This window comes from Citrobacter sp. B72 (assembly GCF_016894305.1).
GTDB classification, from domain to species: Bacteria; Pseudomonadota; Gammaproteobacteria; order Enterobacterales; family Enterobacteriaceae; genus Citrobacter; species Citrobacter portucalensis.
In genome coordinates, this window is record NZ_CP069801.1 from 2,687,621 (window position 1) to 2,704,222 (window position 16,602).

At 47.5% G+C, this 16,602-nt stretch carries 14 protein-coding genes and 2 tRNA genes; 11 read left to right on the plus strand and 5 right to left on the minus strand.

Annotated features, from left to right (window positions below; translation table 11 throughout):
* Nucleotides 1-277: 277 nt before the first annotated feature.
* The 3 genes from JQN59_RS12835 (at nt 278) to trpS (ending at nt 4,511) form a co-directional block, all read left to right on the plus strand.
* On the plus strand, nt 278-1,387 hold the full coding sequence (locus JQN59_RS12835; protein WP_003832733.1) for an AI-2E family transporter: 1,110 nt from the start codon (nt 278-280) through the stop codon (nt 1,385-1,387).
* Nucleotides 1,388-1,506: 119 nt separating this feature from the next.
* Nucleotides 1,507-3,291 (plus strand): diguanylate cyclase, encoded by a 1,785-nt coding sequence (locus JQN59_RS12840; RefSeq protein WP_048214281.1) that lies wholly within the window; start codon nt 1,507-1,509, stop codon nt 3,289-3,291.
* 215 nt (nt 3,292-3,506) lie between these two features.
* Nucleotides 3,507-4,511 carry a tryptophan--tRNA ligase gene (gene trpS / locus JQN59_RS12845; RefSeq protein WP_032943285.1) on the plus strand — a complete coding sequence of 335 codons (1,005 nt, stop codon included), beginning with the start codon at nt 3,507-3,509 and terminating at the stop codon, nt 4,509-4,511.
* Between the two features lie 109 nt (nt 4,512-4,620).
* Here trpS and JQN59_RS12850 read toward each other — a convergent pair whose 3' ends face one another.
* From JQN59_RS12850 to JQN59_RS12865, 4 genes are all read right to left on the minus strand, one after another.
* Nucleotides 4,621-5,664, minus strand: coding sequence for a ParB/Srx family N-terminal domain-containing protein (locus tag JQN59_RS12850; protein WP_149607185.1), 1,044 nt, complete (start codon nt 5,662-5,664; stop codon nt 4,621-4,623).
* A gap of 155 nt (nt 5,665-5,819) precedes the next feature.
* Entirely contained in the window at nt 5,820-7,514 is a 1,695-nt protein-coding gene (locus JQN59_RS12855; protein ID WP_149607184.1) for an NAD-dependent malic enzyme, read from the minus strand.
* 40 nt (nt 7,515-7,554) lie between these two features.
* A complete protein-coding gene (gene dcuC, locus JQN59_RS12860; protein ID WP_149607183.1) occupies nt 7,555-8,937 on the minus strand; it encodes a C4-dicarboxylate transporter DcuC in 1,383 nt (460 codons plus the stop codon).
* 114 nt (nt 8,938-9,051) lie between these two features.
* Complete coding sequence (locus JQN59_RS12865; RefSeq protein WP_149607182.1) at nt 9,052-10,194, minus strand: M20 family metallopeptidase; 1,143 nt, start codon at nt 10,192-10,194, stop codon at nt 9,052-9,054.
* A gap of 114 nt (nt 10,195-10,308) precedes the next feature.
* Between JQN59_RS12865 and JQN59_RS12870 the strand changes: the two genes are divergently transcribed.
* Nucleotides 10,309-11,223 (plus strand): LysR family transcriptional regulator, encoded by a 915-nt coding sequence (locus JQN59_RS12870; protein WP_149607181.1) that lies wholly within the window; start codon nt 10,309-10,311, stop codon nt 11,221-11,223.
* A gap of 439 nt (nt 11,224-11,662) precedes the next feature.
* Here the strand turns inward: JQN59_RS12870 and JQN59_RS12875 are convergent, their stop codons facing one another.
* Complete coding sequence (locus JQN59_RS12875) at nt 11,663-12,037, minus strand: winged helix-turn-helix transcriptional regulator (protein ID WP_149607180.1); 375 nt, start codon at nt 12,035-12,037, stop codon at nt 11,663-11,665.
* Nucleotides 12,038-12,225: 188 nt separating this feature from the next.
* On the opposite strand from JQN59_RS12875, the gene JQN59_RS12880 reads away from it, so the two are divergent.
* The 7 genes from JQN59_RS12880 to JQN59_RS12910 all read left to right on the plus strand — a co-directional run bounded on the left by JQN59_RS12880 (nt 12,226) and on the right by JQN59_RS12910 (nt 16,462).
* A complete protein-coding gene (locus JQN59_RS12880) occupies nt 12,226-13,233 on the plus strand; it encodes a zinc-binding alcohol dehydrogenase family protein (protein ID WP_149607179.1) in 1,008 nt (335 codons plus the stop codon).
* Between the two features lie 44 nt (nt 13,234-13,277).
* Nucleotides 13,278-14,255, plus strand: a complete 978-nt coding sequence (locus JQN59_RS12885) for a zinc-dependent alcohol dehydrogenase family protein (protein ID WP_149607178.1) — start codon at nt 13,278-13,280, stop codon at nt 14,253-14,255.
* A gap of 285 nt (nt 14,256-14,540) precedes the next feature.
* The gene (locus JQN59_RS12890; protein WP_063941528.1) at nt 14,541-14,873 is read left to right on the plus strand and encodes an EmrE family multidrug efflux SMR transporter; all 333 of its coding nucleotides are present in this window, start codon (nt 14,541-14,543) and stop codon (nt 14,871-14,873) included.
* Nucleotides 14,874-14,905: 32 nt separating this feature from the next.
* Nucleotides 14,906-15,454: a GNAT family N-acetyltransferase gene (locus JQN59_RS12895; protein WP_048235455.1), complete on the plus strand. Its 549-nt coding sequence runs from the start codon at nt 14,906-14,908 to the stop codon at nt 15,452-15,454.
* A 168-nt stretch (nt 15,455-15,622) separates the two neighbouring features.
* The gene (locus tag JQN59_RS12900) at nt 15,623-16,105 is read left to right on the plus strand and encodes a glutathione peroxidase (RefSeq protein WP_149607177.1); all 483 of its coding nucleotides are present in this window, start codon (nt 15,623-15,625) and stop codon (nt 16,103-16,105) included.
* 199 nt (nt 16,106-16,304) lie between these two features.
* A tRNA-Val gene (locus JQN59_RS12905) sits at nt 16,305-16,381 on the plus strand.
* Between the two features lie 4 nt (nt 16,382-16,385).
* Nucleotides 16,386-16,462, plus strand: a tRNA-Val gene (locus tag JQN59_RS12910).
* Nucleotides 16,463-16,602 lie beyond the last annotated feature (140 nt).

Here is a 16,602-nt window from a genome sequence, read left to right on the forward strand (position 1 = left end):
AAAAATTATTCGACGTTGATATTGAATCTGTCTGAAGAGCTGTAATAACGCTGCTTATTTGAAGTCAAGACATAAGAGTATCGTTGAAAAGAAGGAATTCGTATATGTCTAAGATTAAGTTTGAACTGAGGCGAGGATAGCTCTCCCGCCAGTGAAGCAAGGACAATAAGAATGTAGCCTTAGTGCAACATCTTTATTCTAAATATCTGCAGCTAAAGTTGGTAAATCCCCTGAACGGTTCTATAGTCGGGACTGCTTCTCATTACAGGGTTCACTAATGCGATTTAACGGACTGACTAAAGGTTTCTTCATTTTCATACTTGCCCTAGTGACCTGGGCGTTCTTCGATGTATTGTCCCCCTACTTTTCCGCCATTTTGTGGGCCGCGATATTAACGACTATCTTTAACCCGGTAAAAAACAGACTGCGTAGCGCGCTTGGCGAACGCAACGGGCTGGCATCGTTGATTACCATCGTCATTATCTGTCTGATTGTCTTTATCCCGCTGATGGTAATCCTGTCATCGCTGGCCATTGAACTGAACGTGGTATACACCAAACTGCAACAGAATGACACGCAGTTCCCGGAAGTCGTCACTTCTATTCTTTCGTACCTTCCTGATTGGGCCAGAGGATTTCTGGCAGAACACAATCTGGATGATGTCGCGCAGATCCAGAAAAAACTGTCCGATGTCGTGCTGCAAGGCGGCCAGTACCTTGCCGGCAGTGCATTTCTGATCGGGAAAGGCACATTCGGCTTTGCTATCAGTTTTGGCATCATGCTGTATCTGCTGTTCTTCTTACTGAAGGATGGACCGTATCTGGTGCGCCAGATTCTGGACTCATTACCCCTTTCTGATTTTGCCAAACAGCACCTGTTTGCCAAATTCGTCGGCGTGACGCGGGCAACCGTTAAGGGCACGGCGGTCGTCGCTTTGGTTCAGGGTATTCTTGGCGGCATCGCGTTTGCAATTGTGGATATCGACGGCAGCGTTCTGTGGGGAGCGTTGATGGCGTTTCTCTCCCTCGTGCCTGCCGTGGGCTCAGCGATCGTCTGGGTACCTGCAGCAATATTCCTGTTCGCCACCCACCAGCTATGGCAAGGGCTGTTTATCGTTGGCTTCTTCGTGATTATCGTTGGGCTGGTGGACAATATCCTGCGCCCGCTGCTGGTAGGTAAAGACACCAAAATGCCGGACTATCTGATTTTGATTACCACTCTCGGCGGCATGGAGATCTACGGCATTAACGGCTTTGTGATTGGCCCCCTGATTGCTGCACTATTCATAACCTGCTGGAACCTGTTTTCCGGGCGTGACCATGAAGGTAACGTGGAAGGAATCGACGAAGCCTTTATGGAAGAAGGAAAAAATCCTCCAGATTTATGATTGCAGGACGATAACAGAAGGCGGTTTCGGGACCGCCTTTTTTATTTTCACGCAAAATCATGCGTTTCCTATAATTGCAATCATGCGTATTCATTAATCGTCGCAGAAGGAACTAATCAGTGCGAATTGCCACAATCACCAACTGGGCCTATAGCGCGACGGTATGCCTGACCATCGCTTCAGGCGTTGTCATGCTGATGGCATCCAGCGCCGATAACACAGAACGCCAGGTGGTAGAACAGCGTTATCAGTTCGATCAACTTACCGAAGAAGTCGAACTCGATGCCTGGTCGCTGTCAGACCTGGCACGCGACTATGTTATTGCAAAAGATCCTGAGGTGCTTGACGCCTATCGTCAGAAAGAAACGTCGCTGAAAGCTGTTGAGCATCGTCTGTCGAAGCTCAAGGACCTTGGAGCAACGGATGAAGAGCTGGCGCTATTGCACGAAGGGCTGCAGATTGTTGATGCCCTGCAGGACGAGCAAGCTGCGGCGCTTGCCAGCATCGCGCGCGCAGAAGAGTCGCAGGCTATTGCCCTGCTCTATGGGAAAAGCTATGAACAGGAACTGGAACGCGCCCAGGACCGGATAGATCATTTCCGCCAACTGCTCGATAACCGCGTACGTAATACGATTGAAGATGCAACCCAGTCATCCCGCATGCTGCGGACGGCCTCTGAAGTGATGGTCGGTCTGACGGCGCTGCTGTTTTTATTCGTTCTCGGTTTCATTTTAAAGCGTCGCGTCCTGCGCCCCGTCGTGCGTTTGAGCGATGTCGTAAACCGTCTCGCATCGCAGGATTATGCCGTTGAGACGCCCAGTTTTAACCAGATAGATGAAATAGGCGACATGGCACAGGCGATCCGGATATTTCGCGAGAACGGTCTGGCGCGTCAGAGACTGGAGAAAGAGCGAGATGCCGACTGGGCAATCCGCGATCTGCTGGCGCGCATGACGCAACGTCTGCAGGGTTGCGAGAGTTTTGCCGATGTCATCAATGTGGCAGAGCTGTTTGCACCGAATATTGCTCCAGGTATTGCCGGGCGGCTTTACATACTGGACCAGGAACCCTGGCAAATGCGCTGCGTTGCACAATGGCTTTCTCCGCAGGGTAAAGCGGATGCGTTCCACCCGGACGAATGCTGGGCTGTGCGCCGCGGCCAGAGTCATCCTCCGGTACAAGGTGAACCCGATATCGCCTGCTACCATCTGCCAGAGTCATGCCAGCACCACACTCTGTGCGTCCCGCTGATTGCCCAGGGCGAAGCCATCGGCCTGCTCTCATTCCAGAACCTTAGCGATGATTCCGCCCCCTCCCGTGCATATCTGGAGCTGATGGCAGAAGCACTCGGCCTCGCATTAGCCAACCAGCGTCTGCGTGACGCCCTGCTGGAGAAAGCGCTCTACGATCCGCTAACCGGACTGCGCAACCGTCATCATCTTGAAGATACACTGCGTACCCAGATGAGCCAGGCAGTGCGTAACAAAGAACCGATCAGTTGCCTGATGATCGATATCGATCATTTTAAAAGTATTAATGACCGCTTTGGCCATGAGGCAGGCGATAGCGTAATCAAAAGTATCGCTGCGACTATTCAGCGCGTTGTCCACGACAGCGGCATGGCCTTCCGCTACGGCGGTGAAGAGTTTCTGGTACTGCTGGCCAATACGGATGAACAGGCCGCTAACCGCTTTGCTACGGAAATCTACAACGGCGTACGCGAACTGTCGCTGCGCTTTGGCGTTTCCGATATTGGACACGTGGATGTCTCTATAGGTGTCGCCAGTTACCCGCAGCATGCCCAGAGCGACAACCTGTTACGCGCCGCAGATGTCGCACTGTACCGCGCGAAAGAGTTAGGTCGTTCGCGCATTGTGAGCTTTGGCATGCTGGAAGCGAGCTGATAGGAGCCAGCACTTCGGGCATTGCTTTACCTCTACGCCAGGTGGTATGTTAATTGGATGAACACAAAACACGATATCAACGGTTTTAATCACAACCTGTGGTGGCTGCCTTCTTAAAGGCGGTCAGAATGTGTTTTCCTCATTTTAAATAACCGCCGAAAGGCGGTTATTTGCATTTAGAGACCCCTTTCGGTTTTATGACTAAGGAGTCTTACATGAACAATAAAACCATCATCCTCACTGGCGATCGTCCCACCGGCCCGCTGCATCTTGGCCATTATGTGGGGTCATTGCGCCAGCGCGCCACGCTGCAACACGATTATCAGCAGTTTATATTGGTGGCTGACCTACAAGGGTTAACCGATAACGGCAGCACACCGCAAAAGATCCGCAACAATATTCCCGAAGTACTTGCCGACTATCTTGCCGCAGGAATAGACCCGTCACTTACCACCATCTGTCTGCAATCTGCACTGCCTGCTCTCGCAGAGTTAACCGCGCTTTATATGAACATCGTCACCGTGGCTCGCGTGGAGCGTAATCCTACGGTCAAAAACGAAATTGCGCAGAAAGGGTTCGCCCGCTCGTTACCGGTTGGTTTTCTGGTTTATCCCATCAGTCAGGCGGCAGATATTACGGCCTTCAAAGCCGAAGTCGTTCCCGTCGGCGACGATCAGTTGCCAATGATTGAACAGACTAATGAGATAGTGCATAAGATGAATAGCCTGTTACCGGCCCCCGTCCTATCGCACTGCAAAGCGCTGCTGAGTGAAACCAGCCGCCTTCCAGGGATCGACGGAAATGCCAAAATGTCAAAATCGCTTGGTAACACATTGCTCCTGTCAGCCAGCGAAGAAACCATTCACCGCGCGGTTAGCGCAATGTACACCGACCCTAATCATCTGAAAGTGTCCGACCCAGGGCAAATAGACGGCAATATGGTATTCACTTACCTCGATGCTTTTCATCCGGATAAAGCAAAAGTGGCGGAAATGAAAGCGCATTACCAACGGGGTGGACTGGGTGACCGGACATGCAAAAACGAGCTGGAAGTGTGCTTGCAAGAACTCATCGCGCCAATGCGCGAGCGGCGTGCAACCTACATTCAGGATAAAGGCATGCTGATGGCGATGCTCAAAAAAGGAAGCGAGCAGGCGCACGAGATTACGCAGCAGACATTAAGAGAAGTGAAGCAAGGACTGGGTTTGCCGGTATTCTGATATCGAGTTGCAACAGGAGCGATAAGTAACGATGACTCCCGTCTGAATGCCACCGCCGGGAGTTATCAGAAGCTGGCTCGCGTTTTATCGAAAAAATTTAGGGTAAAAATCAATCTCCTTTAACCCGCTGAAAAATCTTGTCCCGATACGCATCAAGATGATGTTTTTGCAGATAACGTTCCACCTCCGTAGCCCATTGGGTTCCCTCACCGAGAGTAGCGCGGCTATGCGTTGACGCGTAAAGATATCGTCTGTCATAGAGACTAATCAGCGTCTGATTTACCGCATTGAAACTGTAATTGGGGTTGTTAGCCAGCTGCTTTTCCAGCGACTGAACGATACGCGCCTGATGGGCAGCATCGGCAGGATATTCCGTTTCATTAAGCTCGCTCAACACCAGAAATAAAGGGGGGATCTGCTCTTCGATCGCCGCCTGTAATCGATAATGCCCATCAAGGATCACATAAGATCCTAATCCGGCGATATACCAGACCAGTATCGGCGGCAACGTCCCCTCTCGGCATTTTTTACGCCACCATTTTAATCTCCCCGTATTGGGTTGAATGGCATAACGCCCCCGCAGCAAATAACCGCCCCACCACCAGTCAACCAATCTGACGTTTTCCGGCTGCGTCAGATCTGGGAAATCTTCACCGTACAGCGTCCACTGGCAGTTAATATTTTCAGTGCTTTCTGGCGCTGAGAAACGCCAGTTTTCTAACGCAATGGGTTGGGGACTGGAATAGCGCGATGAACATTGAATCGGTAACATCGGTCTTATCAACCAACGCTGCGGTGAGAGTAATGGTGTTGGCGCATTCATTAACTGACGAACAAAATACCGGCACCATTCGCCGATCCGCACCTGCTCGCCTTTGGCTTTTATCCGTTCAATATCTTCAGAAGTTACCGCAGGTAATATCTCCTGGCTCCGTGGATGATCTGCATTAAAAACCAGCCAAACGCCGGAATGATCTTCAAGCATTGAGGCCCAGAATAACGGCTCTCCGGCGAGCTGCAATGCCATACGCCCAAAATGGCCACTGAGCATTTCCATCGCTGGCTCAGTTCTTTGATTTTCTTTGAAGATCAGTTCCAACCCTTGCCACTGGTTATTACGATCAACCAGGTCTTTCCACCAATAATCTGTCATTGCCGCCTTCCCTGAGTAACGGGTTAATATCCCATGAGCTTCGCCATCGGTCAGCAAGGGTGTCTTGCGTTGAGAATAAGATGCATTGTGTCAAAATCCAACCTCCCTATCGATGAGTGGCGTCAATCCCCCTCCAGAGAGGGGGTTGATTAGCGTCAGTATGAGGTCCGTCTGTATTGACGATACTGCGGATGCCAAAAAATCTCGTCAATTTTGCCTCGTAATGATTCCTCCGGTATACGAATGGCTACGCCATCGCGTTGCGCTGCAATACCAACACTAAAGGCAATGGCCTTTGTTACCTCCTGAATATTATTTATATCCGGTAATAATGGAGAATCTTTATTGCTTTTCATTGGCGAAAAAGAGGCTAACGTTCGGCTTGCCGTTATTAACATATTTTCTGTAATTCGTGTGGCGCGGCTTGCCAGACACCCTAGACCAATACCAGGGAAGATGTAAACATTATTACATTGTGCAATGGGATACTCCTTTCCTTTGTATATTACGGGATTAAATGGACTTCCCGTTGCAACAATGGCGTTTCCATCTGTCCATTCAATAATATCTTCCGGCCTCGCCTCGACCCGCGAAGTTGGGTTGGATAACGGCATGATTATTGGGAGCTTACAGTACTTGTACATTTCCCTAATAATAGCTTCGCTAAACAAGCCTGGTTGGCCGGTAACACCTATCAACACCGTAGGATGTGCGTGACAAACAACATCCATCAGCGTCATTTTTTCGCTTTCCACACCCCAGCTTTCGACGATCGTTCGAGGCTGTGACAGTTGTCGCTGAAAAGGTGGAAGGTTTGCCTGGTCATCAGTCAACAATCCGAACCGATCCACCATATAAATTCTGGCGCGAGCTTCCACTTCAGACAAGCCTTCAGCGATCATCTGCTGAATAATATGCTCCGCAATACCGCAACCAGCCGATCCGGCCCCCAGAAATACAACTGTTTGCTCGCATAATGAACGACCGGAGACTGAGCTTGCCGCCATTAAACATCCTAGCGCGACGGCAGCAGTTCCCTGGATGTCGTCATTAAAACAGCACATCTCATCTCTGTATCGCTCCAGAAGAGGAAGTGCCGTTTGCTGAGCAAAATCCTCGAATTGCAGTAGGACCTCAGGCCATCGACGTTTAACCGCGTTTATGAACATATCCACAAACTCAAAATATTCTTCCCCGGTAATTCTTGGGTGACGCCATCCCATATAAAGAGGATCATTTAGCAGTTGAGAATTATTGGTTCCAACATCCAGCAGAATGGGTAATGTATTTGCCGGATTTATACCACCGCAGACGGTATACAAAGACAGTTTGCCGATTGGAATCCCCATGCCGCCAATACCTTGATCCCCAAGTCCCAGGATCCGTTCACCATCGGTGACGACGATGACACGAATATGCTGCTTCGTGGCATTGTGCAATATATCATCGATTTTATGGCGATCCGGCCATGCGATAAATAACCCTCTGGCCCTACGGTAAATATCAAAAAAATGTTCGCATGCATGGCCAACAACAGGTGTATAAATAATAGGTAGCATTTCTGCTAAATGTTTATTCACCAGATAATAGAATAGTGTTTCGTTAGTGTCCTGAATGTTCCTAAGGTAGATATGCTGTGCAATAGCAGACTTAAAATCGCTAAACTGGCGATATGCTCGATGGGATTGCTCCTCAATTGTTTCAACTGCATTGGGCAGCAATCCTTCCAGATTGAATATCACTCGTTCCTCTTCGCTAAAACCACTTCCTTTATTAAGAAGAGGAGATTCGAGTAGAACAGAACCTGAGTAAGGAATATAGAGCAAATTATCCACATTTTCATTTAACATAGTGTTCATCCAGATAAAAACCTTCCGTATTCAGTTACTCTTACATACTGGAAATTAGCGTATTAGCGATTAGCATAGTTATGATTCCACCAAGTGCCGGAATGACCGTTCTGCGCACGATCATAAATGGGGAACACTCTCCCGATTTACTGACGGCAATAATAATACCGGCAACAGGCGACATTGCGCGTCCCATCCCAGCCATCAGTTGCATTGGCAGAAGCATATGTACGGCGTTCATACCAAATTTTGTTGCAATAGACTGCGCCATACCGGCAAATGAAAAGAAGGCTGCAACCCCCGACCCTGTCAGTACGGCCGTTACCCCGACCAAACATGCCATTACAATCGTCATGCTGGTGAAACCAAAGCCAGCGTTATGTGTCGCATCGAGTAAATAATCCACTGCACCAATTTTTTGTAATCCCTGTGCGAAAATTTCGGCGCATACCAGTAATGAAACGATACTGGTAAACATACTCCCCATACCTTTAAAGAAGACTTGTACTCCCTTGCAGCACTCTTTAAAGTTTCGTTTTACACATAGCTCAAAAATAAAGGCGACAATAGTTCCGATAACCATTGCAGTCACGACATCGACTTTAATGGTATCAACAACCAACGGACTGAACACCAATACCAGAACGACAGGAAAAATGGGCAATAACCCGTAGAACTTAGGTGCTGGCACGTCATCTTTTTCAGCAATCTCGGGTTGCACAGCACATTGTGACGCAACAACATGTCCATCTTTTTTGTCAAAATATTTCGCCGTAAAATAGATTAATATAGAAACGACAACCATCACCGCCGCAGCTACCGGCATCTGATAATGAGCAAAATACAGTGCTGTTTCCATGCCAGCATATTCAGCAGCTAAGTTCGCGGTGCCAACGGCCGGCCCAAGATCCATAAAGGCACACATGCCAATCATAGCCGCGGCAGCAGCCTTACTTACCCCAAGCCGAACCAAAACCGGGAAAAATGTCACCAGCAATAACATTGCAAGGCCCGCAGCACTGGAGATGGCAACATGGAGCAATTGCGCAAAAATGTAGCCGATGGCAAGGATCAGGTAAGGTGCTTTTAAAGCCTCCAGCGGCCGAATGCAGACATCAACCATAGCCTTTGAAGCTTTAATATGATCCATATAGCTGGCGAAACCACCGGCCGCCATAATAATCAAACCGATCCCTGCTACCTGCGTTGATAATGAACCTTTTACAAAAGCAAATATATCAATCCAGACAGACCCTGTGGATTTTGCATTTCCATATAAGATACTTTTTTCAGGGTAGAAAATGGCTGTAATTGTTAACAAGGAAAGCCCCGCTAACAGCAAAACAGTTTGCGGCTGGTAATTTTTGATAATTAACCAAGCCGCAACGACAGTAATAACTATCGCAATAATAAAAGCACTCATAGATATTTCCTGTTATTTATTCGTCAAGATATCAATAATCCATATAGCCAAAGTGGTTACATGAGGATAACAAACAATAATGTCGTTGAGTGTGCATGATGTATTTAGCTAAAATTATGCCCCATCATCAGAATTAATATCGTTAAGCATCATTCCAGCAACCAGTGCGGTTCTGGTAACGATATTTTCGGGTAATATATGCTCATGGAGCGCATGGATACCGGCTCCTGTCGCACCAAGGCCATCTAATGTAGGAATACCTAACGCCGCGGTGAAGTTTCCATCACTACCACCTCCAGCCGATTTCGCGGTAATCGTAATGCCCAGTATTTCCGCAATCTTTTGCGCTTTTTCAAATAGCTGTTCGGAAGCTGAAGAACGTTCCATCGGTGGGCGAGTTTGCCCTCCTTCAATCCTGAGTTGACTACCCTGCAAATGAGGTGTCAAACGGGTGATAGCATCATGGATCCGTGCAGCTTCTGACTGATTTTCCACTCTGGTATCAATTTCTAATTCGGCATAATCCGCGACGACATTGACCCGACTGCCACCCCGTACAATACCAACGTTAACGGTGGTACCGCGCTCAGGATCATTCAACTCTCGCAATTTGAGGATCTGAAAAGCCATTTCCTCAATAGCACTAACCCCCTCTCCTGGATTATTGCCTGCATGCGCAGCAAGACCTGTGATAGCAATGCGGTAGCGGCCAGTGCCTTTACGGGCAATTTTTAAATCACCATGAGTTGTCGCCGGTTCAACAACCAATACTTGCTCAGATCCTGTAGCATTACGGATAATCCATTCCTTCGAACTTGGACTTCCGAGTTCTTCATCACTATTGCACAGGAAAACAATGCGCTTACCACCGAGATGCCCGCTCTCTTTTAACGCACGAACCGCCCAGATAGACTGAATCATCCCGGCTTTCATATCGAGGATCCCCGGGCCATACCATTTCCCCTCTTCTTCGCGAAGTGAGAGTACCCCTTTATCCCAGACCGTATCAAAATGCCCCAAAATTGTGGTTTGCGGGCCCTCTTTTCCCAGAACAAATTTTAACTGGTTACCGTAATGTGTCTGTTTTTCAGTTTCAGCCTGTATACCCAGACGCTTTTCGAAAATAGCTTTTAAAACGTCACCACAGTGGTCAACAGCAGCTTTATCAGTTGAAGGAGACTCAGCCAGTACCAAATCGCTGATATCTTCCATGATAAGGTCAGTATGTTTCTGTAAGTAATTAACAACGCTCTTCATTGCCACACTCTCCGCATAGGTATTTAGCATTAGTATGTGATGAATCCCGGTTGAAAAAGAATCAGGCTCCTATGCTATTATTGTTGCTTTCAGGTCAACAATAATGGCAAAAACATGACATTGAGCACCTATCCAGAAAAAGCGATCTGTTATTTATATATGGTCGGATTGTACGGTGGGATCCGCAGAGCCGCCGACATCCTTGGCTTTAACCCTTCGGTTGTCAGTCGCCAAATCTCTCTTCTGGAAAGAACAATACAGCTGCCATTATTGGAGAAAAGAGGACGTAACGTTGTCCTCACCGAGGCGGGAAGATTACTGGCTGATGACTACGCCATTACTCAACAAAAACGCAATGAACTTGAGCGGCAACTCAGCGATATGCGCCATATGCGTGGAGGGACAGTTACGCTGCGCGTTGGACAAGGGATGGTCCAGGAAATCATTACCCACGTCGTGAGCGATTTTGCCCAAATCTACCCGAATGTGTTTGTAGATATCACTTCTGGCAACATGGAAACGTCGATGGAACTCATTGCAAGAGGTGAAGTGGATATGGCCGTGGGATTTGGTCCCGTTGGGCAACCGGCACTTAAACGATATAGCTATAATCGGGGAGCCATTTGTGCCATTGTCAGGAAGGATCATGTTATTTCTGATTTAAAGAAAGTAACGCTTCAGGAACTTTCCCGGCATCGCCTGATTGCTATGCATGACAATTTTGGGCTTCAGCGATATCTCACTGCGATGTTTCGCGATGAAGCGATTATGTTCAGGCCATCCTACTGCTGTAATTTGTTTACCAGCGCAATAGCCCTGTGCCGTGCGGGACTGGGGATTGCTTTTATGACAGAACAAACCGCTAATGCAAATTCTTATCCTGGGGAATTGACGGCAATACCGATTGATCATCATATTGCCAGAGAGTGTCAGTGGCATGTATTGCGTAGCTCCGATCATCGTTTTACACCGGCTGCTCATTACTTATGGAAGTTGCTGTGTAATTATTTAAGTGACTCCAGCACGTAGAAATGTAAAAACATCACGCAGTTTAACAATCAGGTGTGACTCGCCCGAAGCACAGCCTGAGTAAATAGCATTCTGCAAAATTAACAAAATACAATCATTTCAAAACTCAAAAAAAAACATATAAATCATTACGATAAACAATTACTGGGACAGTTAATAGCGGGTTATAGCAGCTATTAATGTGTCCCTTTTTATGTCCCTGCTCCTAAAGATGCCCCCAAAATCACGCCTCAAGTGGGGTAAAACCACCCCAAAACCACACAGGTTATTCAAGCCTCTCATCATCCGTACTTATGGCCTTCAACTATTCAAATTTCACGTGAAAAACAGTACCTCCTAATACGACCGCTCAGAGCCAAATATAGTCATTCACACCCTGAGTTTTCTTTGAAAAACAGGCCGGAAAACATCAAAGGTACAAACCGCTAATCTATATGTATCATTTAGGTGTAGCCCGTTCACATTGAAAATTATCACCCCAATCACGCATTGCAAGTAAAACGGGTTTTAACGTGACTCCGAGCGGTGTGAGTTCATACTCCACTCTCGGTGGCACTTCTGCGTATACGGTACGGCTGATGATTCCATCAGCCTCCAGTTCGCGAAGCTGTAGCGTAATCATACGGCGAGTGGCGGTATCAATAAGCTTACACAGTTGGTTAAAACGCTGTTTCCCATCAAGCAAATGAAAAAGGATTATCGGTTTCCATAACCCGCCAATAACACCAAGTGTGACCTCAACAGAACATCCGGTGCGCCGAGTGTTGTGCTGGCGGGGTATTTTTTTATCCGAAAGCTCATCAGTATCATTCATGTAACTTAGTCTCAAAATTGTGCGTACTTGATAGGTTAATACCTGGCAGTATAATAGATTTACTACGTTATGGAATGAGTATGTATAAAGTAGTCCTGACAATAATTGTAAAAATGCCAAAACCAATGCTCTTCGAATAATAATTTAATACCTTTGATGCTAATTACTGTCATCAATCAGGAGGTTTTATGAAAGCAATAGCTATTACACACTCAGGTGATCAAGGCTATAATCTTGATTACCTCCTTGATATTGATATATCCGTTCCGGTTGCTACTGGCCGCGATCTTCTAATTGAAGTGAAGGCTGTTGCCGTCAATCCCGCCGACGTAAAAATTCGCGCCTGGCATAATACCAATATGTCTCGCATATTAGGCTGGGATGCAGTCGGCATTGTTAAATCGGTTGGTGAAAACGTGACGCTTTTTAAACCAGGTGATGAGGTCTGGTATGCTGGAGCATTAACGCGTCCGGGCTGCAACAGCGAATATCAACTGGTTGACGAGCGCATTGTAGCGCATAAGCCAACGTCAATAAGTCGTGCTGCGGCCGCCGCCATGCCATTGACGAGCATTACCGCGTGGGAGCTACTGTTCGATCGTCTGGGTATTGTGGAAGGCGGCAACGCTGGCGATACACTATTGATTGTTGGCGCTGCTGGTGGCGTGGGTTCCATGCTAACGCAACTGGCCCGTCAATTAACAAAAATGACGGTTATCGGCACCGCCTCCAGACCTGAAAGTAAGGAATGGGTGAGAAAAGTCGGTGCGCATGAAGTGATTGATCATAGTAAACCACTTGATGAAGAGTTGGCCCGTATCGGTATTAATGACGTCACCCATGTAGCAAGTTTGACGAATACAGACGAGCACTATCCAGAATATCTCAAGATTATCTCACCGCAAGGAAAATTAGGTATTGTAGATGATCCTGAATATATCAATGCGGTTCCATTGAAAGGGAAATGTATATCGCTGCATTGGGAAGCGATGTTTGTACGTTCAATATTTGAAACAGAAGACATGATCTGCCAACATTTATTACTTAGCAGAGTCGCAGACTTAGTGGATAGCGGCGTAATTCAGACTACACAAGGCGAACATTTCGGTAAAATTAATGCAGAGAACCTGCGTAAAGCCCATAAAAAAATAGAAACTGGCAGGATGATAGGAAAAATTGTTCTTGAGAACTTTTAATACGCTCCCTCTTTTGTAAATATCAAACTTTTTAAGGTCAAGATATGAAATGCTATAAATTAACCGGTCATTCCAGTCCTGCATTGAAACTTGAAACTGTCGCAACCAGCGCGCCGGGTCCCGGACAAGTCGCTATTGCCATTAAGGCCGTATCCTTAAACTACCGTGACCTGATCGTCACCGAGCATGCCAAAGACAGTGTTCCCGTGTCTGACGGAGCCGGTGTGATTGTTGAAGTGGGCGAAGGAGTGACGGACTATCAGGTGGACGACCGCGTTGTCATTGGCTTTATGCCAGACTGGGTAGACGGTAGCTATTCTGAGGCGAAGAAAGCCTCATCACTGGGTGGCCCTGGCGTTGATGGTGTCTTAACTGAGCGCTTTATTGTCTCCACCACCGGTATCTGCCGCATTCCTGATAGCCTCTCTTTTGAAGAGGCTGCAACCCTACCTTGTGCCGCGGTTACCGCATGGTCCGCGCTGTTTGAGCATGGCACGCTAACGCCAGGAAGTACTATTCTGCTCCAGGGTACAGGTGGCGTATCGATTTTTGCCTTGCAAATGGCCAAGCTGGCGGGCTACCGGGTTATCATCACCTCCAGTTCTGATGAAAAGCTGTCCAGAGCCCGTGAGCTTGGCGCCGATGAGACCATCAACTATAAAAAGACGCCAGAATGGGCAAATGAAGTGCTGAAACTGACTTATGGTAAGGGTGTTGACCTTGCTGTTGACGTGACCGGACCCGCCACGCTTAATTTAACCACGAAGGCCACGCGGTTTGGCGGTCGAATTTCGCTGATTGGCGTGCTTTCCGGGTTCAATGGTTCCATCGATATTGGCATCCTGGAAAAGCGCATTACGCTACAGGGCATCTATGTTGGACCGGTATCGACGCTAGAAAAAATCGCTTGTTCTGGCATCAAGCCCTATGTAGACCGGATATTTACCTTTGAAGAGGCCGAATTAGCTTATCAGACGCTAAAGAGAGGACAGCATTTCGGGAAGGTTGTCCTCCGATTCTGATGGGACCAGGAACGGTATGTTTGTAGACAACTGGATAGTAGATAACGTGTTGGTGTGTACTATCCGGCTATGCGCGAAAAATTGGTTATGTTTTTTCCTACTGCGGACACGCTTCCAATTCTAGCAATTTTGTTAGTCGTGTCCGCTTTTCGTTCACAGCGCACCTTGCGGCGCTTCACTAGATGCCATGATACGGGCATTTCAGTAGTAGTTTGGGCTGTGCTCAAACTCCCCCAACCCTTTGTGATACGATATTTGCTTTAAATTGTCACATGGGGTCAGATTTTGAATTCATACATTTTCCTTGCCGGGGCCATCGTAGCTGAAGTCATAGGTACAACCCTGATGAAGTTCTCTGACGGATTCACACGCCTATGGCCATCTGTAGCAACTATTGTGTGCTACTGCACAGCCTTTTATCTTCTCTCTCAGACCCTGTCGACTATTCCAACGGGTATTGCGTACGCAATTTGGTCAGGAGCTGGAATCGTATTAATCAGTCTTTTAGGCTGGTTGGTAAGTGGGCAAAAGCTAGATTTTCCGGCGATCGCAGGTATGCTTCTTATTTGTGCTGGGGTTCTGGTTATTAATATTTTTTCAAAATCCTCCCCACATTGATTCTCTTATCTTGCTCGAGTAGGAAAGTGCATATGAAAATACCAATACTCCATACGGAACACTTGCTGTTAAAACCATTAGAAGCCGAAGATGCCTCGCAGATTCAGGTGCTTTATCCCCGCTGGGAGATAGTTCGCTATATGGTCTCCTCAGTACCCTGGCCCTATCCTGATAACGGTGCGGAGAATTACGTCAATAACGTTGCCCTGCCTGATATGGAAAAAGGGATTGCGTGGATCTGGACTATCAGACTCCGTGAGGCCCCTGACGCTCTCATAGGTTTAATTTGCCTTTATGACGTTGAGGATAATAACCGTGGATTTTGGTTAGCTCCGGAATATCAGGGGCAGGGTTTTATGCGTGAGGCCAGTAATGTCGCTACGGATTACTGGTTTAATACGTTAAATAAGACGGTATTGCGTGCGCCGAAAGCCTCTCTCAATATCCGTTCCAAACGTATTTCAGACAGTAGCGGCATGCGGCTTATCAAGACGGAAAAGAAAGAGTATGTCAGCGGTTTGCTGGATTCTGAACTTTGGGAAATCACGCGCGACGAATGGAACGCTCGTCAGGTTGGTTAATATAAATTATGGAATGTCCATAACCGAACCGCAGAGAATTTCTATTTTTGCCCTGCACCAATGGCAAGTTTATTAATCCTGCAGTTGCGATCATAATAAATAGATACGCAGCGAAGCCTGTCACTCGCGGGCAACATTAGTAATGCTATCTTATTTGAGGATTCTGGCATGACCCCCTTTCATCAACTGACTGCCACCAGTTTGCATGGCCAGCCCATCTGTATGACTGACTACGCTGGCAAACTGGTTCTGGTGGTTAATACCGCCAGCCATTGTGGTTTCACTCCACAATATGCAGGCCTCGAAGCGCTCTACAAGAAGTACGCCGCTCAGGGTCTGGTGGTGCTTGGTTTTCCCTGCAACCAGTTCGGTAACCAGGAGCCCGGTGGAGCCGACGAAATCGCGCAAACCTGTCACATCAACTACGGTGTGAGCTTCCCGATGTTTGAGAAAGTGGAAGTCAACGGTGCCGCTACGCACCCGGTATTTCGTTACCTGAAAGACGAATTACCCGGCGTGCTGGGTGGGCGGATCCAGTGGAATTTTACTAAGTTCCTGATCGGGCGTGACGGCAAGCCGCTTAAGCGATTTGCCCCCTTCACTACCCCAGAGAAAATTGAAACCACCATCCTTACATTGCTTAAAGTCTGAGCGCCTCTGTAATTCAAACCGCCCCTGGTATGCCCCAGTTCGCTGTCTGAATAAAAAACACGCTGCAAAATCAACAAAATATAATCAACTTGCTTAATTACTCTGCAATCGCGTGAGATCAGGAAGAAAAATGCTATTTCCCTCTTGCCTCATTCGGTCTGTGCCGCTAATATTCGTCCCCGTTGTCACCTACAACGTTGCGTTCATAGCTCAGTTGGTTAGAGCACCACCTTGACATGGTGGGGGTCGTTGGTTCGAGTCCAATTGAACGCACCATTTTGCGTCCGTAGCTCAGTTGGTTAGAGCACCACCTTGACATGGTGGGGGTCGGTGGTTCGAGTCCACTCGGACGCACCAAATCATATCCCTTTGATTTGGTGCTATTTATTCATACTTCCTTTTTTATTTATTCAAAACAATCATTGTTAGTACGTCTTTGCGTATCACAAGCTTTCGTTGATGTGGCAAGATTTTGTCATGTCTGCCCGCAGGCAATA

Bases quoted from the DNA above. Each gene is read 5' to 3' on its own strand.
- JQN59_RS12835 (WP_003832733.1), top strand. From the start codon at position 278: ATGCGATTTAACGGACTGACTAAAGGTTTCTTCATTTTCATACTTGCC.
- trpS (WP_032943285.1), top strand. From the start codon at position 3,507: ATGAACAATAAAACCATCATCCTCACTGGCGATCGTCCCACCGGCCCG.
- JQN59_RS12850 (WP_149607185.1), bottom strand. From the start codon at position 5,664: ATGACAGATTATTGGTGGAAAGACCTGGTTGATCGTAATAACCAGTGG.
- JQN59_RS12855 (WP_149607184.1), bottom strand. From the start codon at position 7,514: ATGTTAAATGAAAATGTGGATAATTTGCTCTATATTCCTTACTCAGGT.
- dcuC (WP_149607183.1), bottom strand. From the start codon at position 8,937: ATGAGTGCTTTTATTATTGCGATAGTTATTACTGTCGTTGCGGCTTGG.
- JQN59_RS12865 (WP_149607182.1), bottom strand. From the start codon at position 10,194: ATGAAGAGCGTTGTTAATTACTTACAGAAACATACTGACCTTATCATG.
- JQN59_RS12870 (WP_149607181.1), top strand. From the start codon at position 10,309: ATGACATTGAGCACCTATCCAGAAAAAGCGATCTGTTATTTATATATG.
- JQN59_RS12875 (WP_149607180.1), bottom strand. From the start codon at position 12,037: ATGAATGATACTGATGAGCTTTCGGATAAAAAAATACCCCGCCAGCAC.
- JQN59_RS12880 (WP_149607179.1), top strand. From the start codon at position 12,226: ATGAAAGCAATAGCTATTACACACTCAGGTGATCAAGGCTATAATCTT.
- JQN59_RS12885 (WP_149607178.1), top strand. From the start codon at position 13,278: ATGAAATGCTATAAATTAACCGGTCATTCCAGTCCTGCATTGAAACTT.
- JQN59_RS12895 (WP_048235455.1), top strand. From the start codon at position 14,906: ATGAAAATACCAATACTCCATACGGAACACTTGCTGTTAAAACCATTA.
- JQN59_RS12900 (WP_149607177.1), top strand. From the start codon at position 15,623: ATGACCCCCTTTCATCAACTGACTGCCACCAGTTTGCATGGCCAGCCC.